The organism is Streptomyces celluloflavus (assembly GCA_000720995.1).
Lineage (GTDB): Bacteria > Actinomycetota > Actinomycetes > Streptomycetales > Streptomycetaceae > Streptomyces > Streptomyces celluloflavus.
This window is the reverse complement of record JOEL01000014.1, coordinates 67,414-91,407: the sequence shown is the minus strand read 5'-3', so window position 1 is coordinate 91,407 and position 23,994 is coordinate 67,414. Positions and strand designations below refer to the sequence as shown.

At 70.9% G+C, this 23,994-nt stretch carries 21 protein-coding genes and 3 pseudogenes; 16 read left to right on the top strand and 8 right to left on the bottom strand.

Annotation, left to right across the window (positions count from 1 at the left end):
* Window positions 1-59: 59 nt before the first annotated feature.
* Window positions 60-545: pseudogene (locus tag IH09_RS37275) on the bottom strand (aminopeptidase P N-terminal domain-containing protein); the annotation flags it as partial.
* A gap of 849 nt (window positions 546-1,394) precedes the next feature.
* Here IH09_RS37275 and IH09_RS15760 point away from each other — a divergent pair.
* Entirely contained in the window at window positions 1,395-3,557 is a 2,163-nt protein-coding gene (locus IH09_RS15760) for a M9 family metallopeptidase (protein WP_318279464.1), read from the top strand.
* Window positions 3,558-3,666: 109 nt separating this feature from the next.
* Here the strand turns inward: IH09_RS15760 and IH09_RS15755 are convergent, their stop codons facing one another.
* Window positions 3,667-4,626 carry a LysR family transcriptional regulator gene (locus IH09_RS15755; RefSeq protein ID WP_052856936.1) on the bottom strand — a complete coding sequence of 320 codons (960 nt, stop codon included), beginning with the start codon at window positions 4,624-4,626 and terminating at the stop codon, window positions 3,667-3,669.
* A 245-nt stretch (window positions 4,627-4,871) separates the two neighbouring features.
* On the opposite strand from IH09_RS15755, the pseudogene IH09_RS37265 reads away from it, so the two are divergent.
* Window positions 4,872-5,196: pseudogene (locus IH09_RS37265) on the top strand (dihydrodipicolinate synthase family protein); the annotation flags it as partial.
* A 188-nt stretch (window positions 5,197-5,384) separates the two neighbouring features.
* Here IH09_RS37265 and IH09_RS39065 read toward each other — a convergent pair.
* Both IH09_RS39065 and IH09_RS39060 read right to left on the bottom strand, forming a co-directional pair.
* Complete coding sequence (locus IH09_RS39065; protein WP_052856871.1) at window positions 5,385-5,588, bottom strand: hypothetical protein; 204 nt, start codon at window positions 5,586-5,588, stop codon at window positions 5,385-5,387.
* A gap of 372 nt (window positions 5,589-5,960) precedes the next feature.
* Window positions 5,961-6,098 (bottom strand): hypothetical protein, encoded by a 138-nt coding sequence (locus IH09_RS39060; RefSeq protein WP_190233308.1) that lies wholly within the window; start codon window positions 6,096-6,098, stop codon window positions 5,961-5,963.
* A 245-nt stretch (window positions 6,099-6,343) separates the two neighbouring features.
* Between IH09_RS39060 and IH09_RS15740 the strand changes: the two are divergent.
* Window positions 6,344-6,523 (top strand): annotated as a pseudogene (locus IH09_RS15740) (GNAT family N-acetyltransferase); the annotation flags it as partial.
* A 213-nt stretch (window positions 6,524-6,736) separates the two neighbouring features.
* Here IH09_RS15740 and IH09_RS15735 read toward each other — a convergent pair.
* The 3 genes from IH09_RS15735 to IH09_RS15725 all read right to left on the bottom strand — a co-directional run bounded on the left by IH09_RS15735 (window position 6,737) and on the right by IH09_RS15725 (window position 10,685).
* Window positions 6,737-9,403, bottom strand: a complete 2,667-nt coding sequence (locus IH09_RS15735) for a beta-N-acetylglucosaminidase domain-containing protein (protein ID WP_052856869.1) — start codon at window positions 9,401-9,403, stop codon at window positions 6,737-6,739.
* 371 nt (window positions 9,404-9,774) lie between these two features.
* A complete protein-coding gene (locus IH09_RS15730; protein WP_052856868.1) occupies window positions 9,775-9,987 on the bottom strand; it encodes a DUF6126 family protein in 213 nt (70 codons plus the stop codon).
* Window positions 9,988-10,058: 71 nt separating this feature from the next.
* Window positions 10,059-10,685: a helix-turn-helix domain-containing protein gene (locus IH09_RS15725; RefSeq protein WP_052856867.1), complete on the bottom strand. Its 627-nt coding sequence runs from the start codon at window positions 10,683-10,685 to the stop codon at window positions 10,059-10,061.
* A gap of 255 nt (window positions 10,686-10,940) precedes the next feature.
* Here IH09_RS15725 and IH09_RS15720 point away from each other — a divergent pair, with 255 nt between their 5' ends.
* A complete protein-coding gene (locus tag IH09_RS15720) occupies window positions 10,941-11,390 on the top strand; it encodes a ribonuclease domain-containing protein (protein ID WP_052856866.1) in 450 nt (149 codons plus the stop codon).
* A gap of 428 nt (window positions 11,391-11,818) precedes the next feature.
* Complete coding sequence (locus tag IH09_RS15715) at window positions 11,819-12,487, top strand: bifunctional 4-hydroxy-2-oxoglutarate aldolase/2-dehydro-3-deoxy-phosphogluconate aldolase (protein WP_052856865.1); 669 nt, start codon at window positions 11,819-11,821, stop codon at window positions 12,485-12,487.
* 445 nt (window positions 12,488-12,932) lie between these two features.
* Here the strand turns inward: IH09_RS15715 and IH09_RS15710 are convergent, their stop codons facing one another.
* Window positions 12,933-13,775, bottom strand: a complete 843-nt coding sequence (locus IH09_RS15710; protein ID WP_052856864.1) for a helix-turn-helix transcriptional regulator — start codon at window positions 13,773-13,775, stop codon at window positions 12,933-12,935.
* A gap of 127 nt (window positions 13,776-13,902) precedes the next feature.
* Between IH09_RS15710 and IH09_RS15705 the strand changes: the two genes are divergently transcribed.
* The 11 genes from IH09_RS15705 (at window position 13,903) to IH09_RS15655 (ending at window position 23,945) form a co-directional block, all read left to right on the top strand.
* Window positions 13,903-14,196, top strand: coding sequence for an Atu4866 domain-containing protein (locus tag IH09_RS15705; RefSeq protein ID WP_052856863.1), 294 nt, complete (start codon window positions 13,903-13,905; stop codon window positions 14,194-14,196).
* Window positions 14,193-15,053 carry an oxidoreductase gene (locus IH09_RS15700; protein ID WP_052856862.1) on the top strand — a complete coding sequence of 287 codons (861 nt, stop codon included), beginning with the start codon at window positions 14,193-14,195 and terminating at the stop codon, window positions 15,051-15,053. Before IH09_RS15705 ends, IH09_RS15700 begins: the two co-directional genes overlap by 4 nt.
* A 397-nt stretch (window positions 15,054-15,450) precedes the next feature.
* Window positions 15,451-16,170 carry a UTRA domain-containing protein gene (locus IH09_RS15695; protein ID WP_052856935.1) on the top strand — a complete coding sequence of 240 codons (720 nt, stop codon included), beginning with the start codon at window positions 15,451-15,453 and terminating at the stop codon, window positions 16,168-16,170.
* A 214-nt stretch (window positions 16,171-16,384) separates the two neighbouring features.
* Window positions 16,385-17,392 (top strand): substrate-binding domain-containing protein, encoded by a 1,008-nt coding sequence (locus IH09_RS15690; RefSeq protein ID WP_052856861.1) that lies wholly within the window; start codon window positions 16,385-16,387, stop codon window positions 17,390-17,392.
* Window positions 17,393-17,534: 142 nt separating this feature from the next.
* A complete protein-coding gene (locus tag IH09_RS15685) occupies window positions 17,535-18,548 on the top strand; it encodes a sugar ABC transporter substrate-binding protein (RefSeq protein WP_446750520.1) in 1,014 nt (337 codons plus the stop codon).
* Entirely contained in the window at window positions 18,545-19,618 is a 1,074-nt protein-coding gene (locus tag IH09_RS15680) for an ABC transporter permease (RefSeq protein WP_052856860.1), read from the top strand. Before IH09_RS15685 ends, IH09_RS15680 begins: the two co-directional genes overlap by 4 nt.
* Window positions 19,615-20,424 carry an ATP-binding cassette domain-containing protein gene (locus IH09_RS15675; protein WP_052856859.1) on the top strand — a complete coding sequence of 270 codons (810 nt, stop codon included), beginning with the start codon at window positions 19,615-19,617 and terminating at the stop codon, window positions 20,422-20,424. Before IH09_RS15680 ends, IH09_RS15675 begins: the two co-directional genes overlap by 4 nt.
* 210 nt (window positions 20,425-20,634) lie before the next feature.
* Window positions 20,635-21,756 carry an ROK family glucokinase gene (locus IH09_RS15670; protein WP_052856858.1) on the top strand — a complete coding sequence of 374 codons (1,122 nt, stop codon included), beginning with the start codon at window positions 20,635-20,637 and terminating at the stop codon, window positions 21,754-21,756.
* On the top strand, window positions 21,753-22,319 hold the full coding sequence (locus IH09_RS15665) for a hypothetical protein (RefSeq protein ID WP_052856857.1): 567 nt from the start codon (window positions 21,753-21,755) through the stop codon (window positions 22,317-22,319). The genes IH09_RS15670 and IH09_RS15665 overlap by 4 nt, the downstream gene beginning before the upstream one ends.
* Before the next feature lie 110 nt (window positions 22,320-22,429).
* Window positions 22,430-22,963, top strand: coding sequence for an SgcJ/EcaC family oxidoreductase (locus tag IH09_RS15660; RefSeq protein WP_052856856.1), 534 nt, complete (start codon window positions 22,430-22,432; stop codon window positions 22,961-22,963).
* Window positions 22,964-23,168: 205 nt separating this feature from the next.
* Window positions 23,169-23,945, top strand: coding sequence for a hypothetical protein (locus tag IH09_RS15655; protein WP_052856855.1), 777 nt, complete (start codon window positions 23,169-23,171; stop codon window positions 23,943-23,945).
* The last annotated feature ends 49 nt before the right edge of the window (window positions 23,946-23,994 follow it).

Genomic DNA, 23,994 nt, shown 5'->3' with positions numbered 1-23,994 from the left:
ACCACCGGGTCCTGGCCGCGCACCACCCGGGTCGGGACGTCCGAGGCGAGGGCGCGTGCGAGGCCATCGCGGGGGAGAGCTGTAAGGCCCAGGGCGTCGGAGGTCTCCGCCAGGGTGCGGCGCCGGCCGGTCCAGAACTCGCCGTAGCGGCGGTCGCGGTAGAACTCGGTGCCGTTCGGCCCGCCGTCGCGCGGGGAGCGCGGCCGGACGAACACCGTGGCGTCGTGGCCGGTGCCCGTCGGCTCCAGGACGAGGACGCTGTCCGGGGCGGCGGCGCCGCCCTCGTCCGCGGTGAGGTGGAGGAACGCGGAGTGCGGCCGGAAGGGGTAGTCGAAGTCGTTGCTCCGGACCTTCAGGCCGCCGGCCGAGATCACGATTCGCTCCCCGGGGAAGCGCGCGGACAGCAGCGCGCGACGTTTGGCCGCGTACGCCGCTCCGGGCAGTACCGGCACCGCCGGAGTCTCCTCGGCCCACCCTTGCGTGAAGCATTCCGCCAGCGTTGGCGGCACCGCGCGGTCGTGGCTCGCGCCCTCGCGCTGCTGCATGTCGTCTCGCACCACCGTGTGCTCCGTCCGTCGGGAACCCTGTGCGGCGACAGTACTATTTCACATGGTACGGAAACAGGGGGCGCTCCGCCTGTGCTCCCTGCTGGTGCGCCTCTCCCTGCCTGGTACGCCGCGACGGCGACCACCAGGTCCTCCCACATCCCACCCCGGTGGTCCTGACGACCGTCGGACGGTCGCCTCGCAGGGCGGCCTTCGCGGTGAGCAGGTCGGCGGACGGCCCGGACGGCGGCTACCGGCCCCAAGGCGAAGACCAGCTCCGCGTGGAGGAGTTCGGTCATCTCAGCACGAATCCGGGCAGGAACGCGTCGCGCGGAACGACGGTGCACCGGCATGTGCCGACCGTGTGCGCGGTGTTCGACGCTGTGCGCGTGGATGTAGGCGGGCACGTCACCCGTCACCCGTCACCCGTCACCCGTCACCTTGGCCGGGCCGTCCACGACGATCCGGAACGGTTCGCCGCCGGTGTGCCAGTCGATCGTCTCGATCGGCTGTGCCCTGGTCGTCCGCATCTCACTTCCAGGCGGGCGTTGACACCCTGTGCGCCGGTGTTATGGGGCAACTGGAAACAGTGCTGGGTCCCGGAGTATTGCTCACGACTTCACCCAGTGCAATGTTACACACCGCTGCTCGCTTCCTCGGGCGGCTTCCCCTTCGCTCCCCCCCACTGGAGATGCGATGCACTGTCGATCAATCCTGCCCAGAGTTCTGGCCGCAGGTCTGGCGGCCGGAGGGCTCGTCGTCGCCGGCCTGACGAACACTCAGGCGGCCGCGGCAACCAGCAACACGAGGCATGCCTCACCACCGGCCGTGTCGGTACCCTCCGCAGCCGTGCAGGCTGCCAAACAGCACGGGAAGGTCACGCCCACCGGACCCGAGACCGCTCAGTCCCAAGCCGCCGCCACCAGCGCCAAGCCGTTGCCCGCGAAACTTCGCGGGGCGCCGGCTGCCCTGGGTTCGGCCAAGCCGTCCAAGCCGCACCTGTCAGCACACGCGCCACTCAACGCGGCCGGTGCCGCCCGGCCTGCCGCCGTCACGTCGTGCACCACGTCGGACTTCTCGGGCCGGTCCGGCAGCGACCTGGTGTCGTACATCAAGACGGTGGACTGGAGCTCCTGCATCAACCCGCTGTTCAGCCTGACGGGTCCGGACGCGCACGCTGTGTTCAATCAGTCCCAGATGCTCGCGGTGGCGAACGGCGTCGCCGGAGCGGCAGGCTCCTACACCGGTGACGACTCCGGCGGCCTGTACGAGCTGATGTACTTCATGCGTGCCGGTTACTACGTGCAGTACGGCAACCCCCAGGACGTCGGCACGTACGACCCCTCGCTCCGCAGCGCCATCGAGAACGGGTTCAACACGCTGTTCGCCAGCAGTCACGCGAATGACGTCAGCGCGGGCAACGGCGGTGTGCTGGAGCAGGCGTTCGTCCTCACCGACAGCGCGCAGGTGCAGGCCGACTACCTGGACGTCTACGGCCGCTACCTCAACGCCTACACCAGCAGTTCGTGGGACGCCGTCCCGGAGATGGACCGGGCGCTGAACGCGATCTACACCCCGCTGTGGCGCGGCCCGTGGCTGTCGGACTTCGTCACCGCGATCACCGCGAAACCCGGTATCGCCGACACGCTCTACAACTTCACCCTCGGCCACCGCGACCTGCTCGGCGGGGTCAACGACGTCCTCGACTCGAACGCAGGCAACGACCTGGCCAACCTCATCCAGATACCGGCCCTGCAGAGCAAGATCCGCCCGCTCATCAAGGGTCTGCTGGACGGCTCGTCCATCACCGGTGCCACGGACAACCTGTGGGTGCACGTCGCCTACCGGGCTAGCGTCGGGGACCCGGACCAGTGCTCCTACTACGGCGTCTGCGACCTGACGAAGCAACTCACCGCGGCCGCGCTGCCGATCAACAACGCCTGCAGCAACTTCACCGTCATGGCGCAGGCGCTGACAGCGAAGGAGCAGTCCGACGTCTGCACGAGCCTGTCGAATGAGGTCGCGTTCTACCAGAATCAGGTCAAGACCAGCACGCCGATCCCCGGTGAGTACTTCAACCTGAAGATGGTCATCTTCGGGAGCAGGACCGACTACACGACCTACTCGTGGGCGATCTTCGGCAATGACACCAACAACGGCGGCGAGACGCTGACCGGCACGCCGACCGACCCCGACAACATCGCCTACTCCATCCTCTACCAGTGGCCGACCGACAACGGCTTCCCGGCCAACGCGTGGAACCTCAACCATGAGTTCGCGCACGTCCAGCAGTCCATCTACGACATGAAGGGCGACTTCGGCACCCAGATCACCGTCCCGGACGTCTGGTGGATAGAGGGCCAAGCGGAGTACGTCTCCTACTCCTACCGCAACCTCACCGACGACGGCGCGCTGACCGAGGCGGGCAAACACACCTACAAGCTCAGCCAGCTCTTCCAGAACACCTACGTCATCGACGACGAGACCCGCACCTACCCGTGGGGATACCTGGCCGTCCGGTACATGACCGAGAAACACCCGGACCAGATCCAGGCCATGCTGGCCAAGATGCGGACCGGGGACTACCAGGGTGCCTACGCCGTCTACAACAACATCGGCACCAGCTACGACGCCGACTTCGACGCCTGGCTCGACACCCTGGGCGGTGGCAGCGGCAACCGCACGGCCTGCGCCGACACCAACACGCAGGCGATGGGGAAGAACTGCTTCCGGTCGGACCAGTCCCGGGTCGCCGGTGACACCGACTACCTGTGGGTGTGGCTGCCGGCCGGCAACACCACTCTGAAGGTCACTACCAGCGGCGGCAGCGGCAATGCTGACCTCTACTACGACCCGACGACATGGGCCGGCCCGTCCGCCTTCACCCAGAAGTCCACCAACTCCGGCAACGCTGAGAGCATCACCGTCAACAACACCGAGGCGGGCTACCGGTACATCAGCCTGTACGCGGTGACCGACTTCAGCGGGGTCACCGTCACCACGTCGTTCTGATCCCCTCCTGAACGGCAGTGGTTGCATGACCCGGGACCGTGGCCCGGCCGACTCCGGTCGGCCGGGCCACGGCCTCGGGCTGTGCCGGTGTCGTACAAGCCCCGTACGCCTACCTCCGCGGGGCCGGGTAGTGGCGGGCTGCCCACGCCCGAAAGTGCGGTGCCCGGGCGATGAGTTCCTCGTAGGCGGCCAGGGCCGCGCCGAAGAGCGCCTCCGTGACCTCATCGGACACCCGCTCCCTGTGCCACACCAGCACATAGCGGCACCACAGCGGCGTGCCGGCCAGCGGCTTGACGACCACACCCGGGTTCGGCTTGCACGTCGCCTGGACGACGGCGATCCCCAGCCCGTCGGCGATCATCCGCTGCAACTGGTCCCGGTCACCGAGGTACTCGTGCACGGTGGCGGGTCGGAAGCCGGCCGCCTGGAAGGCGTCGTAGCAGACACCGGGCCAGCCCGCACCGTCGTCGGGTGTCAGGAACCATGCGTCCCCGGCCAGATCGAGCAGCGGCACGTCCAGTTGCCCGCTCGCCGGGTGGTCGGCGGGCAGCGCCACGAAGCTGGGCTCGGTGACGATGCCGCGGCGCGCCACGGCTTCCGAATGCCCCAACTCCCGTCCGGGGTAGTCGACTGCGACGGCGACGTCCAGCTTGTCGTCCTCGAGCAGCCCGATGATCTCGGCCGAGGAGTACACGCTGCTCACCTGCGCGGTCAGCGCCGGCAGGACGGTGCGCGCCCGCTGCAGGAGCCCCGGCAGGATGGGCGTATTCGTCGCGGCTACCCGCAGCACCCGATCAGCTCCGCGGCGGCTCGCGGTGGACCGGTGCCCGATCGCGTTCGCCAGCGCCACCACCTCGCGGGCCTGCACCACCACCTCGACCCCGAAGCGCGTCGGTGTCACCCCCGCACTGCCCCGGACGAAGAGGTCCTCGCCCATAAGCCGTTCGATGCGCTTCAGTTGACTGCTGACGGCGGGCTGCGAGCACCCCATGATGGCGGCCGTCCGGCCGAGGCTCAGCGTGTCGGCGATCGTGCACAGAATCCGCAGGTGTCGCAGTTCGATTTCCATCAGCACCCGTTCCAGGTCTCTCAGGAGTGTGCCAACTTTACGTCCGATGGTCCCGGTGGACGAGGCACTGTTCGACGCGGGCCGGCAGCACGGCCGTTACCCGATCCGCGGCATCGGGCCATCAGCCCGGTTCCAGGTCTATGGCGTGTGACATTGCACTACTACCTTCTTTCCCACACCAGTCAAGGAGCTGCAGCATGACCAACTCCGCGAGGCCCTGACACGGAGTCCACGTCGCCACGGCCCTGCCGTTCCACGACGATCTGTCGGTCGACTACGACGCCTTCGCCGAGCATGTCCGCTTCCTGGCCGCCGGCGGCTGTGACGGCGTGGCGCCCAACGGCTCGCTGGGCGAGTACCAGACGCTGACCGCCGAGGAGCGCGCCCGCGTCGTCGAGACCGCCGTCCACCGCCCCCGACGGCTTCGGCGTGATGCCGGGCGTGGCCGCGTACGGTGCCTTCGAGGCCCGCCGCTGGGCCAAGCAGGCAGCCAAGGCCGGCGCCACCTCGGTGCTGCTGCCGCCGCCCAACGCCTACCGGGCGGAGCGGGCGGCGGTCGTGGAGCACTACCGCCTGCGTGGAGAGCACCGGGGTCCGCAGCCAGTACCCTCCCTCCTCGGCGGTTCACCTCCGCCCGGGCGGAGATGCACCGCTCCGGCTGCAGCCGTGGGACCAGGTGGAGAGGAGAAGTGCTCCCAACGCGGGCGGGAGGGTAGCGCTGCCGGGCCCGGTGACGGTCCTGGGTTCCCTTGCCGCACTCACCAGGCGGGCGGCTGCAGGCCGATGTCGCTCGCCGGACGGCGCCAGCCGGGCAGGAACGGCGGCTTCGTCGGGAACAGGCGCGGGTCGCCCGTCTCCGGGGTGATGTCGTGCGGTGCCCGGTCCTCCTCCGAGCAACCGCACACGGTGCTGAGGCGCTCCCAGCGCAGCGGCTCTGCGTCCGGCTCCGCGTAGTCCGGCACGCGCCCGGTGTACTCGGCGCCTCGCCGCCGCCCCGAGGAAACCGAGCGAACACCTTGGCGATCACGTACAGGTGGTCTTCGCCGTACGACCGGATGGTGCGGTCGACCCAGTCCTGGTCCGGCATGTGGTCGGCGAGGGAGTGCCGGGCGATGCCGTCGGGGCAGTCCGTGCAGTCCGCGCAGTACGGCGTCCGCTCCTTGGCGATTGCTGGGGAGTCGGGGGAGGGGATGGTGACGGTCGTCGTCTCGCTCGGGTCTTCGCTCTCGATGCACAACTCCTCGAACCAGGACACGGGATCGTCCATCGCAGGGCTGCCGATCGCGAGCATCACTGCGTGCCCGCCCGTGAGCAGGTTGTTGGTGCCGCGCCGATCACGGGTTGATACCGCCCGCCTCGTCCACGATGAGCGGCAGGTGAGGTATATGGATGCCCTGCATCGCCACCTCGTCGTTGGCCGGCGCTGAGAAGCCGTACGTGACCACAACGTCCTGGCCGTACGCGTCGGGCATCTTGTACTGGACCGTGCCGGCAACAGCCCGGCAGGCCGGCCCGCGGCACCACCTTGCGGATGTGCGGCCAGAGCTGCCGCTGCACCTGGCGAAACCTCGTCGCTGTGGTGATGCACAAGGCGGTGCCGACCGGATGGACGTTGGTGCACCAGACGGCGGCCCGCACGGCGAGATGGGTCTTGCCGACGCCGAACCCGGCAGGAGCGGCAATGCGTTTGTGGTCGACGATCGCGTCGAGCACGGCCTCCGTACGCGGCCTGCACCGGCTGCAGATCGAGACCCTCGCCGACAACACCGCGATGATCACGGCTGCGACGAGGGCCGGATTTTCCGTCGAGGGCACTCTGCGGCGTTCCGCCTGGGTGTACGGGGCCTTCGTCGACCTGGTCGTTCTCGGCCTGCTCGCCGAGGAGTGGGCGCCGTGAGTACGGGCGGTTGAGGGCGTATGCGTGGTCGGGGACCGGTCCACCGTTGATGCGAGGGACAGCCGGCCCATGGTGGCCTGTGTTGCTCCGGGGGAGGGACGGTCCGCGCTCCGACCGCTTCAGGGGGCGGGCGGGGCGAGGTCCGGTGCCGGTGAGTGCCGGGCCCCGCCGGTGTCCGCCCACGCGGGCCGCGCACCTGCGCGCGGCCCCGGGTCAGTGCAGGATCACCTCGTTGACCTCGGGGGCCGCCGTCCCCGTGCGCCAGACCAGCCGTACGCCCTCGATGGTGCCGCCGCCCGTCGCGAGCCGGGTGTAGGCGCCGGACAGGGTGCCGAGCGTGCGCCAGGTGCCGGCCGTACGGACCTGGACCCGGGCGGCTTTCGGCGGCGCGCCCTGCGGGCGGAGTACCACCACGGACCGCGCGGTGCGGGGTGTGGCCGGGGTGAACTCCAGTGACTCGCCGGACTGCGCCGCCCGCGCCGCGCGGTAGGCGGCCGTCGGGTCGCCGTCCGCCGCCGCCCCGAGCGCGCTGCCCGCAGCCGCGGGCGGGCCGCCGGTCACCGTGTCCGACCCGGCGACCGTGAACTCCCGTACCGCCAGCCAGTTGTCCTGGGACTGCGTGGCGCGGGCCCGCACATACCGGGCTCCGGCGTCGGCCGGCGGATCGACCGTGATCTCCGCCGTGTCGTCGAAGGCGGCCAGTTGCCGCCAGTGCGTGGCGTCCGCGGAGTATTCGAGAACGCCGTGGTGGAGATAGTCGTCCGGGCTGCCGCTCTTGCCCATCGCGAGGGTGATCCGGCCCAGCGGACGCTCGGTGTGCAGATCCAGCGCGACATAGGAACCGGCCTTCGGGGCGGCGCCGCTCCAGAAGTAGCTGGCGTCGTCGCCGTCGGTCATCCGGGAGACGGTGTTGTCCTGGTAGGCGGCGAGATCGGTCGAGGCCGTGGGGCGGCCGGTCACCCCGAGCGCCGCGTCATGCGCCGCGAGCGCGCCCTCGATGAAGGTGTCCAGCACTCCGTCGGCGACCCGCACCGGGACCTTCTTGCCGTTCAGATCGACATAGACGAAGGACCTGGCGGTCCGCACCAACTCGGGTATGCGCTGGCGCAGCTGCCACGCCTTCGCGTCGTCGCCCGCCCGGGTCGCCTCGATCAGCTTCAGCGCCGTACGCGCCGCGGTGCCCCAGGCGTGCGTCGCGTCCAGCCAGGGCTCGCTGTCCTGGACGAAGCCCCGGTCGGTGAGCCGGTCGCGCAGCACCGCCGGCGCGTCCTGGACGGTGCGCAGCGCCGCGTCCAGCCGCCGCGCGTCGCCGTCCTTGCCGAACGCGTCGACGGCGGCGGCCAGTTCAGGCGACTGCCGGGGGTTGAGGACCGAGTAGTAGTTGGCGTCCGCGAAGGCCCGGAGCGCCCGCGCGGTGCGGGCGTCGCCGCCGGCCAGTTCGTCGATCGCCGCGCCCCAGGAGGCGCGCGCGTCGTAAGCCTGGTCGTTCCAGGCGTAGTCGGCGACCGTGTGCAGCGCGATCTTGGACGCGGCGGGCTGGATCATCGGGTTCGCGGTGATCCCCGCCAGTTGTCCGGGCAGCCCCTTCTCCCGCCCGTTGAACGGGCCGAGCAGCAGCCGGTCGGTCGCGTAGTCGTTGACCGGGTAGTTGTCCCAGGTGAGGATCGGATGCCCGAAGACCTCCCGGGCCCGCTGCGCCTCGGCGACGGACATCGTCGGCGCGACCACACCCACACCCGTCCACTCCACCAGCACGTTCTTGTCCAGCTGCGTTGACAGCGCCTGCTTGTACGGCGATGGCTGCACGTCGTAGTACTCGGTCGGCACGGTCTGGAGCGGCTCGGCGCCCGGGTGCTTGGCGATGAACTCCTGGTTGACGCGGTTGAGCAGGTGCGCCTGTGCGGTACCGGCCGCCCCGCCGCCGGTCCCGAACCGGTCCTTGTCCGCGGTGCAGTTCCAGTTCGTGTAGCTGATGTCGTCCAGCGGCACCGCGAAGGTCCGGACGCCGATGTCCCACAGCGTCTGGAACTTCGCCGTCAGCGCGGCGACGTCCGCATCGGAGCTGTAGCAGACGGACAGGCCGGGGGAGAGGGCGTAGGTGAACTCCACATGGCGGGCCCGCGCCCGGTCCACCAGCTCCTTCAACTGGGCGAGCCGGTCCGCGGGGTAGGCGTCGCGCCACTTCGCCCGCAGATACGCATCGTCCTTGGGCGAGTAGACGTAGATGTTCATCTTGTGCTCGCCGTAGAAGTCGAGCTGGTCCAGGCGGGCCTGGTGCGACCAGGGGGTGCCGTAGAAGCCCTCGATGACGCCGCGCAGCGGGGTGGCGGGCCAGTCCCGTACGGCGGTGCCCTGGATACGGGCACCGGGCCGGTCGCGGTGCGGCAGCAGTTGCCGCAGCGACTGGGCGGCGTAGTACGTGCCGGTGGCGTCCTTGCCGGCCAGCGCGATCCGGCCATCGCCGACGGCCAGCGCGTAGCCCTCCGCGGGCAGTCCGTCGGTGCCGCGCGCGCCCAGCCGCTTCAGCTCCCGGGCCGCGCCCGAGCCGTCCACGTAGACGGTCAGCTGCCGGCCGGCGGCGGCCCGCGCGGACCGGACGATCCGCTCGGCGCCCGCCGCCTTGAGGGACTTCTCGACGAGCGCCAGGGCGGGCGCGTCGGCCTTGGGGTCCGCGACGACGGTGACGGACGGAGTGACGGTGACCCGGTCGGACCGGGCCTGGACGGACCGGGGGGTGGGGGAGAGCGGGGTGGCGGCCGCCGGTCTGTCCGGGGCGCGGGCGGGGCCCGCGGTCGCGGCGGCGGCCGGCGGCCCCGCCAGGGGGATCGCGGCCAGGGCCAGGGCGAACGCGGTGGCCGCCGCGGTACGCGTACGGTGCATCCTTCGGTCCTCCTCGGTACAGCGAGGTTCAGGGACAGCTGTGCTGGGTGCGCAGTGATCTCTGGAGAGCTGTGTGGAGCGAGTGGAAGTGCGGAAGAAGGCTGCACCCCGTGGCCGCGGCGGGGCAATGGACTTTCCCATCGGGGGGATGGACGTTGCCGAGACGGTTCGGCGGGTGTCCGGTTCATCCGGGAATGGGGGTGGCGGGGGCTGCGGTTCGCCCGGTGGTGGGGTGTACGGGGGCTACGGGTGGGCTGTCGACGGTCCCGCCGGAGGGGAGTCCTTGCGGTGGCGGTAAGCCCGTACCGGGGCCCTGAGATGGCGACGGGGCGGCGCGCGGGTCTTGTTCCGCGGGGCGCCGCCCCTGCCCGTCAGCGGGACTTGGCGACGACCACCAGCAGGCTCATGAAGGCCAGCAGCACATGGGTGGCGATGACGTAGATGAACACCCGCACATACAGTCCGCGGGGTGGCTTGTTCTCGACGTACACCCGGGCGGGCGCCGCGTCGGCGAGCGGCTCCGCGGGCGGGGGCGTGGTCTCCGGGGACGTCTGGGGGGACGAGGGAGTGGTCTGGTCAGGCACGGTGTACGGTCCTTCCCTTCCGGAACGGTGCGGCACGGGTGGGGGCACGGAGATCGTCCGCGCCCCCGGCATCACAGGCCGCGGCGCGGCGCGGCGTCACCCAGGCACAGCTCGGCGGTGCCGCTCTGCATCAGGGTGTGCACGAACAAGAGGTCTGTCCCGCCCGGCGAGGCGGCGGCGATACGGTGCGGGGTCAGCGAGTCGAAGTGCGCCGCGTCCCCCGGATCCAGCAGATGAACGGCCTCTCCGAGGGTCAGCCGCAGCTGCCCGTTGAGGACGTAGAGCCACTCCTCGCCCGGGTGCACCCGCACCAGGTCGCCCTGCGCACGCTGCGGTACGTGCAGCCGCAGCGCCTGCATCGCCCGCCCGGCGGCACCCACCGTCCAGTAGGTCCAGCCGCCGGCGCCCGACGGCTCGGTGCGGTTCGCCCGCAGGATCGGGTCGCGCTCGGGCGCGGTCTCGCCCAGCAGGTCGGATACCGTGGTTCCGTACGTACGGGCCAGCGCCAGCAGCATCGGCAGCGACGGCTGGCGGCGGTTGGTCTCCAGCCGGGACAGATGGGCGGGCGACAGCCCGACCCGTCGGGCCGCCGCCTCCAGGGTCAGCCCACTGTGACGCCGCAGGTCACGCAGGCGGGGTGCGACGGTGGACAGGTCCTCGGGCGGGATGCCGGGGGGCTCGTCAAGGAGCTCGGTCATGCTCCCGGTATAACGAGACTTCGCCTCTGAGGCAAAAAACTTGCCTCAGAGGCAAACCGCTCGGCCCGGTTCGCGACACGCAAAATTGTCCACTATGCCCGATGGGTGTCCGTCGCGGGAAGGTGTCGGGGGCGCGGGTTGGGTGACCGACGGGCGAGCGCCGGTGGGCCAACTGGGGTGACCTTGTGAACTCCCGGGAAACATCCGCCCGTTGGGATTGACAGGCTCATGTCTACGCGCGTCATCCTGTGGGGCATGAGAATCCCCCCACGCATCACCAGGATCGGCGCCGCGGGCGCCCTCGCGTCGGCCCTTCTCCTCGGCGGGACCGCGGTCACCGCCGCGCCGGCCGCCGCGGTGACCCACCCCGCCACCGCGTACGCCACCACGGCGCACGCCCCGGCCGCGCACCTCAAGTCCGTCGGCGACATCTGCTACTCCGACCTGCCCTCCCAGGCGCACGACACCCTGAAGTTGATCGACAAGGGTGGCCCCTTCCCGTATCCGAAGGACGGCACGGTCTTCGACAACCGGGAGGGCATCCTCCCGTCCCAGAAGTCCGGCTACTACCACGAGTACACCGTCGTCACGCCGGGCTCGCCCAACCGCGGTGCCCGCCGCATCGTGGCCGGTAAGCAGACGGAAGAGGACTACTACACCTCTGACCACTACGAGTCGTTCGACCTCGTCGACCGCGGCTGCTGACGCGGCGGTCGGGAACAGCGGCGGCCGGGGTGCTCGGGCACCCCGGCCGCCGCCGCGCCGTGCTCCCGTCCGCCGCGCCGCCTCCGGCGCCCGGTCCCTGTTCCCCTCGGTCCCTGTTCCCCCGGCCCCCGTCGCCCGGCTCGCGCCGCCCGGCTTCGGGGACCGCCGGATTCTGCCGGGCGGGGGCGCGATTCCGGTCGACGGGGGGCGCAGTTCTTGCCGGAGGGGGAGCGCCGGGCGTACCCCCGCGGGAGGATTATCAGTGGCTCCCGGTAGCGTTTCGGTGGAAACGAGGAGTGGGCGGGCATCGACGGCAAAGTCACCATGCGGTGGTCAGCCCCGTCGGCGCGCCTCTGGGAGCGCTGGTCCGCCGTGGTCGCGGCGAGGCGGCATCGAGCGTTGGAGACAAGGAAGGGCGGCGAACTGCCGTGTATCGCTGGGAGATCACCCGGGCCGCACTGGCGCAGCGTGTTTTCGCCATCGTCCGCAGCGAGACCTACGACGAGGCGAGCGCCACGGCGGACACCCTGCTGTCGGCCGGTATCACCAGCCTGGAGATATCCCTGACCACCCCGTTCGCGCTGGAGGCGGTCACCACCCTCACCCGCGAGCTGGGCGATGACGCGGTCATCGGCGCGGGCACGGTCCTTGACGCCGCGTCGGCCCGGATGGCCGTGGACGCCGGCGCCCGCTTCCTGGTCTCGCCGAGCCTGGACGCCGAGGTCATCCGCACCGGCCACCGCTACGGCGTCCCGGTCTTTCCCGGAGTGGCGACGCCGACGGAAATGGTCCGCGCCCTGGAGCTGGGCGCCGACGCGCTCAAGCTGTTCCCCGCCTCCGCGCACCAGCCGTCCTGGATCAAGGATGTCCGCGCCGCCCTGCCGCAGGCGCCGCTGCTGCCGACGGGCGGGGTGACGATCGAGAGCGCGCCGGAGTGGATCGCCGCGGGCGCCGTCGCCGTCGGGATGGGCTCGGCCCTCTCGGAGGGCGACCGCGACACGGTCGCCAAGCGCGCCGCCGACCTCCTCGCCCGCCTCGCCGACGCGGCACCCGACCACCTGGCCCCGGACGGCACGACGGACCCGTACGGGGTCTGAGGGGTTCCGGACGGCGGTCGGGCGGATTTACCGGGCGGATCCATAGGGCGCGCTGGGCGGACCTGTATAGCGGCGGGGCGGTTCCGTACGGCGGTTGAGCGGACCTGTACGGCGGTCGGGCGGCCTCGCGCGGCGGCCGAGCGGTTCCGTACAACGACGGTGGCCCGTACGACAGCCGGGCGGCCCCGCACGCGCGGCGCGGCCGTCGCCCTCGGCACGTGCAGCATGTCCATCGGCGCCGGCCTGGGTCCGCGACTGGCCGGCGCCCTGACCGGGCAGGGCCTCGCCGCCATCCTGCGCGTGCGGGCCGCCGGGCTTGTCCTGGACGCCGCCCCGGCACCGCAGCCCCCGCGTCACCGGAACCCCGGGTAACCGGGCCCTGCGTATGTCGGCCCGGCGCACCGTGGTGCGCCGGGCCGACATGCAGATGGCCGTGCCGGGGGGCTTACCGCTCCGGAGCGGCCTCCTGGTGGTGGGTGGCGTGGAGGCTGCCGAGCAGTGAGAGCGCCTGGGCGCTGGGGCTTCCCGGTTCGGCGTGGTAGATCACCAGTTGCTGGCCCGGCGCTTCGCGGACATCGAAGGTCTGGTAGGTGAGGTCGAGGGGCCCGACATCGGGGTGGAGCAGCCTCTTGCCGTCACGGGACTTCCGGTGCACGGTGTGCGAGGACCACAGGGCGGCGAACTCCTCGCTCTCCTCGGTCAGGGAGCGAACGAGGTCGTGCAGGCGCCGATAGTGCGGGTCCAGGCCCGTGGCGTGGCGCAGTCCGGCCACGACCGCCTCCGCCGCCCGCCCCCACTGCGAGAAGAAGCTCCGGGCGACCGGGTCGAGGAAGGTCATGCGGGCCATGTTGCCCATGTCCTCGAACGGTGAGAACAGTGCGTCGGCCAGCGCGTTCGAAGCCAGGAAGTCGTTGGCCGGGTTCAGGACGAACGCCGCGGCCTTCGGATAACCGTCCAGCAGTTGCCGCAGCGCAGGACTGACCGCTTCCCTCGGCTGCGGCCGCTCCCCCTCCGGCGCGGTGCCCGCCAGCCGGAACATGTGCTCCCGCGCTTCGTCGTCCAGCCGCAGCGCACCGCTGATCGCTTCGAGGATCTGCGGGGAAGGACCGCGCTCGCGGCCCTGTTCGAGACGGGCGTAGTAGTCGCTGTTCATACCGGCCAGGACGGCTACCTCCTCCCGCCGCAGCCCCGCCACCCGGCGGGCGCCGTAGGAGGCGAGCCCGACGTCGCCGGGCCGCAGGCGGGCGCGGTGGGCGCGCAGGAAATCTCCGAGATCGTTGCTGGGCATCCCTCCAGGCTAGGCCGCGCCCTGCCCCGCGTGCCTGGGTGTGCCGTACCCAGGCACCACCCGTCCTGGCTCCCCTCCCGTCGCCCGCCCACGCTGGTGATCAGCACCCGCGAACAAGAAGGAGCGCATGGTGAGGAACGAGTCGGACCCGCCGGAGGAGGCCCCCGGGCGAAGGACCGGCGACGCGGACGTGGTCGGGATGTGGGTGACCGCGGACGGGCACATCCGGCAGGAACTCCGCGCCGACGGCCGCTACGACGAAGCGCGGGGCAACTGCCGCAGCGCCTACACCGGTTGCTACACGGTGACCGGCAGCCACCTCGACTACGTCGACGACACCGGCTTCACAGCCACCGGCGACATCCGGGACGGCGTGCTCTTCCACGAGCACCTCGTCCTCCACAAGGAAGAACGGGCATGACACACACGGCCAAGAGGTTTCTGATCACCGGCGTCAGCAGCGGCCTCGGCCGCGCCTTCGCCGCCGCCGCACTCGACGCCGGCCACACCGTCGTCGGAACCGTCCGCAAACAGGCCGACGCGGAAGCCTTCGCCGCCCTCCATCCGGAACACGCTCATGCCCGCGTCCTCGACGTGACCGACGACGAAGCCGTGTTCGCCGTGGCGGGTGAGGTGGAGAAGGCCGTCGGCCCCATTGACGTGCTGATCGCGAACGCCGGTTACGGCCTGGAAGGGACCTTCGAGGAGACGTCCCTGGCCGACCTGCGCGCGCAGTTCGACGTCAACGTCTTCGGCGCCGCAGCTACCGTCCAGGCTGTCCTGCCCTTCATGCGCAGGCGCCGCCGCGGGCACATTCTGGCCGTCACCTCCATGGGCGGCCTGACCGGCTTCCCCGGAGTGTCCGCCTATTGCGGCAGCAAGTACGCGCTCGAAGGCATCCTCGAAGCCGTCGGCAAGGAAGTCGCCGCCTTCGGCATCCACGTCACCGCCGTCGAGCCCGGCTCCTTCCGCACCGACTGGGCCGGCCGCTCGATGATCCGCGCACCGCGGTCCGTCCCCGACTACGACGGCCTGTTCGAACCCCTCCGCGCCGCCCGCCAACAGGCCAGCGGCCGGCAGCTCGGCGACCCGGCCCGAGCAGCCGCCGCGGTCCTGCACATCCTCGGCACACCGAACCCGCCGGCCCACCTCGTTCTCGGCTCCGACGCGCTGCGTGTGATCCGCGCCGGACGCGACGCCGTCGACAGTGATCTGAACACCTGGGAAGACCTCGCCCGCTCGACCGACTTCCCCCAGGAGGACGACACGAGCGCGTAGACGGCCCCGCCCGGTACGGAAACGGGGAACCTGGCGAACCTCACCCGGCCCTGCAGCCTTCTGCGCCGGCCGGGCCCGCTCGCAATGGGGGAACTGCGCCTCCGCGGTCGGACCATCGCTGTAACGGACGGTGCGGCGTTCCCCGGGCCGGGCCGTGCACCGGGTGCACAGCGGCTCGGGCTCGGCCGGACGGCGGCCCGAGCGCGGGAGTGCCGGACTGCCGGAGTACCCGGGCCCCGGATCGGCCGGAGGGGGCGGGGAGAAGTCACCCCCACCCGCCCTTGTCCGGACAATGTGACCTCTGGACTTCCCGTCATCTGTGCGGGCGGATACGCTCGCGACCGTGGGGAAACGCGAGACAGGTACCGCGGGCGCCGAGAGCCCCGTTCAGTTCAGCGTGGACCGGAGCAGTCCGGTCCCGCTGTATTTCCAGCTGGCCCAGCAACTGGAAGCGGCGATCGAGAACGGGAAGCTGGCTCCCGGCAGCCTGCTCGGCAACGAGATCGAGCTGGCCGGCCGGCTCGGCCTGTCCCGGCCGACGGTGCGGCAGGCGATCCAGTCGCTGGTCGACAAGGGGCTGCTGGTCCGGCGGCGCGGTATCGGCACCCAGGTCGTCCACAGCCAGGTCAAGCGCCCGCTGGAGCTGAGCAGCCTCTACGACGATCTGGAGGCCGCCGGGCAGAAGCCCGCCACCCGGGTGCTGCGCAACGTCCTCACCCAGGCGGACGCCGAGATCGCCGCCGCGCTGGGCATCGCCGAGGGGGCGGAGGTGGTGCTCGTCGAGCGGCTGCGGCTCGCCCACGGCGAGCCCGTCGCGCATCTGCGCAACCACATTCCGGCCGGTCTGCTGGAGCTGGAGACCGCCCGGCTGGAGGAGACCGGTCTGTACCGCATGATGCGGTCGGCCGGGATCACCCTGCACAGTGCCCGGCAGGCGGTCGGCGCGCGGGCCGCGACCGCCGAGGAGGCGGCGCGGCTCGACGAGCCCGAGGGCGCCCCGCTGCTCACGATGGAGCGGACCACCTTCGACGACACCGGGCGCGCGGTCGAATTCGGCTCTCACGTCTACCGGGCGTCCCGTTACGCCTTCGAGTTCCAGCTGCTCGTCCGCCCCTGAGCGCGGCCGGGCGGACGGGGCGGGGCGGTGCCGCCCACCGCGTCCACACCGCGTCCCCGCCCCTGGCCGCCCGCCGGAGGGACGCCGGTATACGCGCCGGATAATCGAACTCCGCGTCAGAATGTTCAGACAAACCATTGACGTGGCTCTGTCAGCACCGTTAGAACTCCTCCAACCGTCATTCCGGCGGCCGGGGAGGAAAGGCGGTTCCACGATGATCTGCGTGCGTACGGCTCGACCCGGATTCCGCGGCGCGGCCGCCCTGCTGGCGGCCCTCGCGCTGGTCGCCGGGTGCAGCGGCTCCGGCGGCGAGCACGGCGGACACGGTGGGACGGGCACGGGCCGCAGGATCGCCGATACGCCCCGGATGACCTTCGCGATGGTCAGCCACGCGGATACCGGCGACACCTTCTGGAACATCGTGCGCAACGGTGCCGAACAGGCCGCGGCCAAGGACAACGTGAAGTTCCTCTATGCCAACGACACGGACGGTGCGGAACAGGCCGAGGCGGTGGAGTCCTATATCGACCAGAAGGTCGACGGGCTGATCGTCACCCTCGCCGAGCCGGCGGCCGTCGAGGCGGCCGTCCGCAAGGCCGTCGCGCGGGGCATACCGGTCATCACCGTCAACGCCGGCGGCCGGTTCTCCCGGGCCTACGGGGCGCTGACGCATATCGGCCAGGACGACGCGGCGGCCGGGCAGGAGGTCGGCGCGGAGCTGACCGCCCGGCACGCCAAGAAGACCCTCTGCGTCATCCACGAACAGGGCGACACCTCGCTGGCGGACCGCTGCGCCGGTGTCCGCAAGGGCTTCCACGGGCCGGTCACGAACCTCACCGTCGACGGCGCCGACGCGTCCGCCGCCCGGTCCGCCGTCGCGGCCGCGCTCCGGGCCGACCGGTCCATCGACGCGGTCGTCACCCTCGGCGCGCCGATGGCGGCGTTCACCGCCGAGGCCAGGAAACAGGCGGGCAGCACCGCGCAGCTGGCGACCTTCGACCTGGACTCCACCGTCGTACGGCTCCTCAAGTCCAAGGACCTGGCCTTCGCCGTCGACCAGCAGCCCTACCTCCAGGGGTACGAGGCGGTGGACCTGCTCTGGCTCGACAAGGTCAACGGCAATGTGCTCGGCGGCGGCCGGCCGGTGCTCACCGGTCCCACCCTGGTCACCTCCAAGGACGTACCGAAGCTCGCGGAGTACACCGGACGCGGTACCCGGTGACCGCGCACGGGTCGCGGGACCCGATGAATCCGCACCGGTCGGCCGTAACGGATACTTGGGCGGTTGGTGCCGGGAAACCGGTGCCCGTGCGCGTCACCGCGCACACCACACAGCGTGACATCAGCGGGAAGGGCAAGACCTCGTGGTAAGGGTTCGCAGAGGGGTGCGCGTCGTGAGCGCCGTGCTGGCAGCGGTGCTCGGCGCCTCCCTGGCGGGGTGCAGCAGCACCGGGGGCAAGCGCGCGGAGGACGAGCGCGCCGCCAAGGCCGCCGGTGGCAGGGCCGCGGTGGACACCCCCCGGTGGACCTTCGCGATGGTCACCCATTCGGGAGCCGGCGACAGCTTCTGGGACATCGTGCAGAACGGCGCCAAGCAGGCCGCGGCCAAGGACAACATCAAGTTCGTCTACGCGAACGACGAGGAAGCCGCGCGGCAGAGCCAGCTCGTCCAGTCCTACATCGACGCGAAGGTCGACGGGCTGATCGTGACGCTGGCCAAGCCGGACGCCATGAAGGACGTCGTCGCCAAGGCCGAGAAGGCCGGCATCCCGGTGATCACGGTGAACTCCGGCTCCGCGGAGTCCAAGGCGTTCGGCGCGCTCAGCCACATCGGCCAGGACGAGACGGTGGCCGGTGAGGCGGTCGGCGAGGAGCTGAACCGGCGCGGCCGCAAGAAGGCGCTCTGCGTCCTGCACGAGCAGGGCAACGTCGGCCACGAGCAGCGCTGCGACGGGGCGAAGAAGAGCTTCAAGGGCGAGCTGCAGAAGCTGTACGTCGAGGGCACCAACATGCCCGATGTGCAGTCCTCCATCGAGTCCAAGCTCCAGGCGGACGGCGCCATCGACTCCGTCGTCACCCTCGGCGCGCCGTTCGCCCCCACCGCCGTCAAGGCCAAGGAGCAGGCCGGCAGCAAGGCCGAGATCGACACCTTCGACCTCAACGCGCAGGTGGCGGCCGGCCTCCAGGACGGTTCGCTCGGCTTCGCCGTCGACCAGCAGCCCTACCTCCAGGGCTACCAGGCGGTGGACCTGCTCTGGCTCTACAAGTACAACTCCGACGTCCTCGGCGGCGGCAAGCCGGTGCTCACCGGGCCCCAGGTGATCACCAAGAAGGACGCCGCGGCGCTCCAGGAGTACACGAAGCGGGGAACGCGATGAGCAGCACCGCCGTACCGTCGCCGGCCCCCTCGGGCCCGCCGGCGGGGGGCGCGGCCGACGACGGGCTGGTGCGCCGTTCGCCGGTGCGCCGCCTGATGGGCCGCCCCGAGCTGGGCTCGGTCGTCGGGGCCATCGCCGTCTTCGTCTTCTTCTCGGTCGTCGCGGAACCGTTCCTGCGGGCATCCAGCCTCTCCACCGTGCTCTACGCGTCCTCGACGATCGGCATCATGGCGGTGCCGGTGGCGCTGCTGATGATCGGCGGCGAATTCGATCTGTCGGCCGGTGTGATGGTCGTCAGCTCGGCGCTGGTCTCGTCCATGGTCAGCTACCAGCTGACGGCCAACACCTGGGTCGGCGTCGGTGTATCGCTGCTGGTCACCCTGGCCATCGGCTTCTTCAACGGCTTCCTGCTGACCCGGACGAAACTGCCCAGCTTCCTCATCACACTCGGCACCTTCTTCATGCTGACCGGCCTCAATCTCGGCTTCACCAAGCTGATCAGCGGCACCGTCTCGACGAAGTCCATCGCCGATATGGAGGGCTTCGACTCGGCCCGTGCGCTCTTCGCCTCCCGGCTGACCCTGGGCGGGGTGGACATCCAGATCACCATCCTGTGGTGGATCGTGCTGGTCGCGGTGGCCACCTGGATCCTGCTGCGCACCCGCGTCGGCAACTGGATCTTCGCGGTGGGCGGCGGCGCGGACGCGTCCCGCGCGGTCGGTGTCCCGGTGGTCAAGACCAAGATCGGCCTCTATATGGGGGTCGCCTTCGCCGCCTGGGTCTCCGGCCAGCACCTGCTGTTCTCGTACGACGCGATCCAGTCCGGCGACGGTGTGGGCAACGAGTTCCTCTACATCATCGCGGCGGCGGTCGGCGGCTGTCTGATGACCGGGGGCTACGGCTCGGCGATCGGCGCCGCCGTCGGCGCCTTCATCTTCGGCATGACCAGCAAGGGCATCGTCTACGCGCAGTGGAACCCGGACTGGTACAAGTTCTTCCTCGGGGCGATGCTGCTGCTCGCCACGCTCCTGAACGCATGGATCCGCAAGCGCGCGGAGGCGAAGGCATGACGGCCCTGGTCGAGCTCACCGACGTCAGCAAGTACTACGGCAGCATCCGGGCGCTGGAGGGGGTGTCCCTGGAGGTGCACGCGGGGGAGATCTCCTGTGTGCTCGGTGACAACGGCGCCGGCAAATCCACCCTCATCAAGATCATCTCGGGGCTGCACCAGCACGACGCCGGATCCTTCACCATCGAGGGCGAGGAGGCGCGGCTCGGCTCCCCCCGCGAGGCGCTGGACCGCGGTATCGCCACCGTCTACCAGGACCTGGCGGTGGTCCCCCTGATGCCGGTGTGGCGGAACTTCTTCCTGGGTTCCGAGCCCACCAAGGGCCGCGGCCCCTTCGCCCGCCTCGACGTCCGCACCATGCGCGAGACCACCCGCAGCGAGCTGCTGCGGATGGGCATCGACCTGCGCGATGTCGACCAGCCGATCGGCACCCTCTCGGGCGGCGAGCGGCAGTGCGTCGCCATCGCCCGCGCCGTGTACTTCGGCGCCAAGGTCCTCGTCCTGGACGAGCCGACCGCGGCGCTCGGCGTCAAGCAGTCCGGCGTCGTCCTCAAGTACGTCGCGGCCGCGCGCGACGCCGGCCTCGGCGTGGTGTTGATCACCCACAATCCGCACCACGCCTATCTCGTCGGCGACCGCTTCGTCCTGCTCAAGCGCGGCACGATGGCCGGCAGCCACGCCAAGTCGGAGATCGCGCTGGACGAGCTGACGCGCCAAATGGCGGGCGGCAGCGAGCTGGAGCAGCTCAGCCACGAACTGTCCCGCGCGGCGACCCCGGAGTTCCCCGGCGGCCACCGGTCCGACTGACCCGGCCCGCACCCCGTGGCCGGTCCGCCGCCCCGTGCGGGCCGCCCGCCCCTGGCCGCGGTGCGCCGGAGGCCGCGCGTGATGCACAATCGCAGCGGACCATGCACGCCGAGGCCCCGGCCTCCCGAGATCCGCAGGGACGAGACGACTCTTGCGAGCACGCAGCCGCCGCGACCGTCACGGCAGCCGTAACGGCGAAGAGGTGGGCCGATGAGCACGTATCGGGAACGGGTGCACCGCGGGTCGGCGAGAGCCACCGTGCTGCGCACGGTCGGCACCCGTGAGCGCCGCTCGCTGCTGACCGCGCCGCGGGTGCCCACCGTCGGTATCGACATCGGCGGCACCAAGGTCATGGCCGGTGTCGTCGACGCCGACGGCACCATCCTGGAGAAGGTCCGCACCGAGACACCGGACAAGTCCAAGAGCCCCAAGGTCGTCGAGGACACCATCACCGAGCTGGTGCTGGACCTCTCCGACCGGCACGATGTGCACGCGGTGGGCATCGGCGCGGCCGGCTGGGTCGACGCCGACCGCAGCAAGGTGCTGTTCGCCCCGCACCTGAACTGGCGCAACGAACCGCTGCGCGACCGGCTCGCCGGGCGCCTCGCGGTGCCGGTGATGGTCGACAACGACGCCAACACCGCCGCCTGGGCGGAATGGCGGTTCGGCGCCGGCCGCGGCGAGGACCACCTCGTCATGATCACCCTCGGCACCGGTATCGGCGGCGCGATCCTGGAGGACGGCCAGGTCAAGCGGGGCAAGTACGGCGTGGCCGGTGAGTTCGGCCATATGCAGGTCGTCCCCGGCGGCCACCGCTGCCCGTGCGGCAACCGCGGCTGCTGGGAGCAGTACAGCTCCGGCAACGCCCTGGTGCGCGAGGCCCGCGAACTGGCCGCGGCCGACTCCCCGGTCGCGTACAACATCATCGAACGGGTCGGCGGGCGCGTCGGCGACATCACCGGACCGCTGATCACCGAGCTGGCCCGGGAGGGCGACGCGATGTGCGTCGAGCTCCTCCAGGACATCGGCCAGTGGCTCGGCGTCGGTATCGCCAACCTCGCGGCCGCCCTCGACCCCTCCTGCTTCGTCATCGGCGGTGGCGTCAGCGCCGCCGACGATCTCCTGATCGGCCCGGCCCGGGACGCCTTCCGGCGCCAGCTCACCGGCCGCGGCTACCGCCCCGAGGCCCGGATCGCCAAGGCCCAGCTGGGCCCCGAGGCCGGTATGGTCGGCGCCGCGGACCTCGCCCGGCTGGTCGCCCGCCGCTTCCGGCGCGCCAACCGCCGCCGCGTCGAGCGGTACGAGCGCTATGAACGGTCCGGCCGCCGATGACCGAACCGGACCCGCATATGCACGACGACCATCTCGCCGGGCCGCCGCGCGGTAAACGCCCCCGCCCGTGGCTGATGGCGCTGATCGTCTTCCTGCTGATCACGATCCCGGCCGGCTATATCGTCATCTCCGCCGAGCAGAGCCGCGACAGCGGCGAGGGCAAGGAGCAGGAGGCCGCGGCCACCGGCCTGACCAACGGCTTCCCCTCCAAGGTCCAGCAGCGGATCTACAACGTCCCGGTCCCCGTCGGCTCCACCCCGGTCTACTACTACGAGTCCAACTCCTGGCAGACCAGCTCGCTGTTCGTGCAGTTCAGGACGGACGACCGGGGGCTCGACAAGTTCCTGACGAAGGTCGGCACCTCGGCCGAGGACCTCAATTCGGGCACGCCCACCATCGCGCCCGAACAGGCCGCGAAGGTCGGCTGGGACTTCACCACCGACCGGCAGTGGACCGGCACCAGCCATGAGAAGAAGGCCCCGCAGCCCTCACAGCGGATCATGGTCAGCCACGACGAACCCGGCCATCCGGTCGTTTATACCGTCTCGACCATCACGTTCTGAGCGCACGGCGGCCGGGGCGGCGCTGCGGGTGCCGAATCGCGTGGGGTGAGTGAAGCTGGTCTTCCCTGTGTGCAGAACTGCCACAGAGCGGGAGGTGCATTGTGAGACGCATGTATTCCGCCGGGGTCGCCGTCGCCACCGTCGCCGTACTCTTCACGGGTGCGGGGTCCGCCTACGCGGCCGGCACCCCTGTCCAAGACCCTGCCGTACGCACGGCCACAGCGGCCACGGTGGTCCCGGCGGCCACGACACCGCTGCCCACGCAGCGGCAGATCGCCGACCTGTTCGACCGGTGGAACGCGGCCCTGGCCACGGGTGACGCGAACCGTGTCGCAGACCTCTACGCCCCCGGTGCGGTGCTGTTGCCGACCGTTTCGGCCCGGGTGCGCACCGACCGGGCCGGGATCGTCGACTACTTCGAGCACTTCCTCGAAAGCAAACCCGTCGGCCGGATCCAGGAGCGGTTCATCCACATCCTGGGCCCCACCGCCGCCATCGACACCGGCCTCTACCAGTTCACGCTGACCAACAAGGACGGCACCAAGTCCAAGGTCGACGCCCGCTACACCTTCGTCTACGAGCTGCGGGGCGGGCGGTGGCTGATCATCAACCACCACTCCTCGGTGGTCCCGACCGGAGACTGACCGCGAACTCCCGGTTCGGGACCGAGGCCCGCACGGGCCGGCGGACCGGTGCGGCGGCCCGGCTGGTGAGGTGACCGGGCCGCCTCACCGGGCGAGCGGGATTGTTGAGCACCTGTCATGACCTTGGTACAGAACCGTCGAGGTGAACTCACCTGCCGTCGGTAGCCTTTGGGCTCCTTGTCGGGCTCCACGGAACGGTGTGTTCATGGCCAAGCTGATCGTCCTGCTCCTCGGCTTCGCGGTGCTCTTCTCCGTGATCGCCTTCAACGGCGGGAATCCGCTGGTCGGCGCCCTGTTCGCCGTGCTGGCGGCCGCCCCGGTCCTCTACCTCGGATACCTCCTGGCGAGCAGGCGCAGGTCCGGCGGGGCGTCCGCGCAGGACCCGGGGCCCGGACAGCGCCGGCGGCGGACGCTGTTCGTCCGGGTGATAGCGGTGGTCATGGTGGCGGTGGTCGGCTACGGCGTCTACTGGGTGCTGTTCGAGCCGAAGGCCAACGACAAGGCGCTCGGCCGTGTCTCCGACTTCGAGACCGGCTGCGGCGCGGGCCTGGCCCGCAAGTACTTCCCGCAGGCGGCCGACCGCACCGGCGCGGGCCCGCACCCGATCGCGATGTTCACCATCAGCGAGTCCGGCTCCCCCCAGTCTCTCTACCCGGCCTCGGACACGGCGGACTACTGGAGCGGAAACAGACTCGACCCGCACCGGGTCCAGCTCATCGCCTGTCTGGACACCCCCGACGAGGGCGAGTTCCTGACCGACTGCAAGTTCACCTCGGACACCATCAAGCTGTACCGCGGCGTGTACGACGTCACCGTGTACGAGGCCAGGACGGGCAAGAAGGTCGGCAGCGAGCAGCTGCGCGGCTCCGGGAAGCCCAACTGCCCGGGGCTGGTCTACCTCAAGAAGGGCACCGACAAGCTCCACACCGGGCCCGAATTCGCCGACTACCAGGCCGTGTTGCGCAAGTACGTCGACAACTGACCCGGCGGGGCGGGGTGGGGCGGCCGCCGGGCCGGGCACGGCCGTGCAC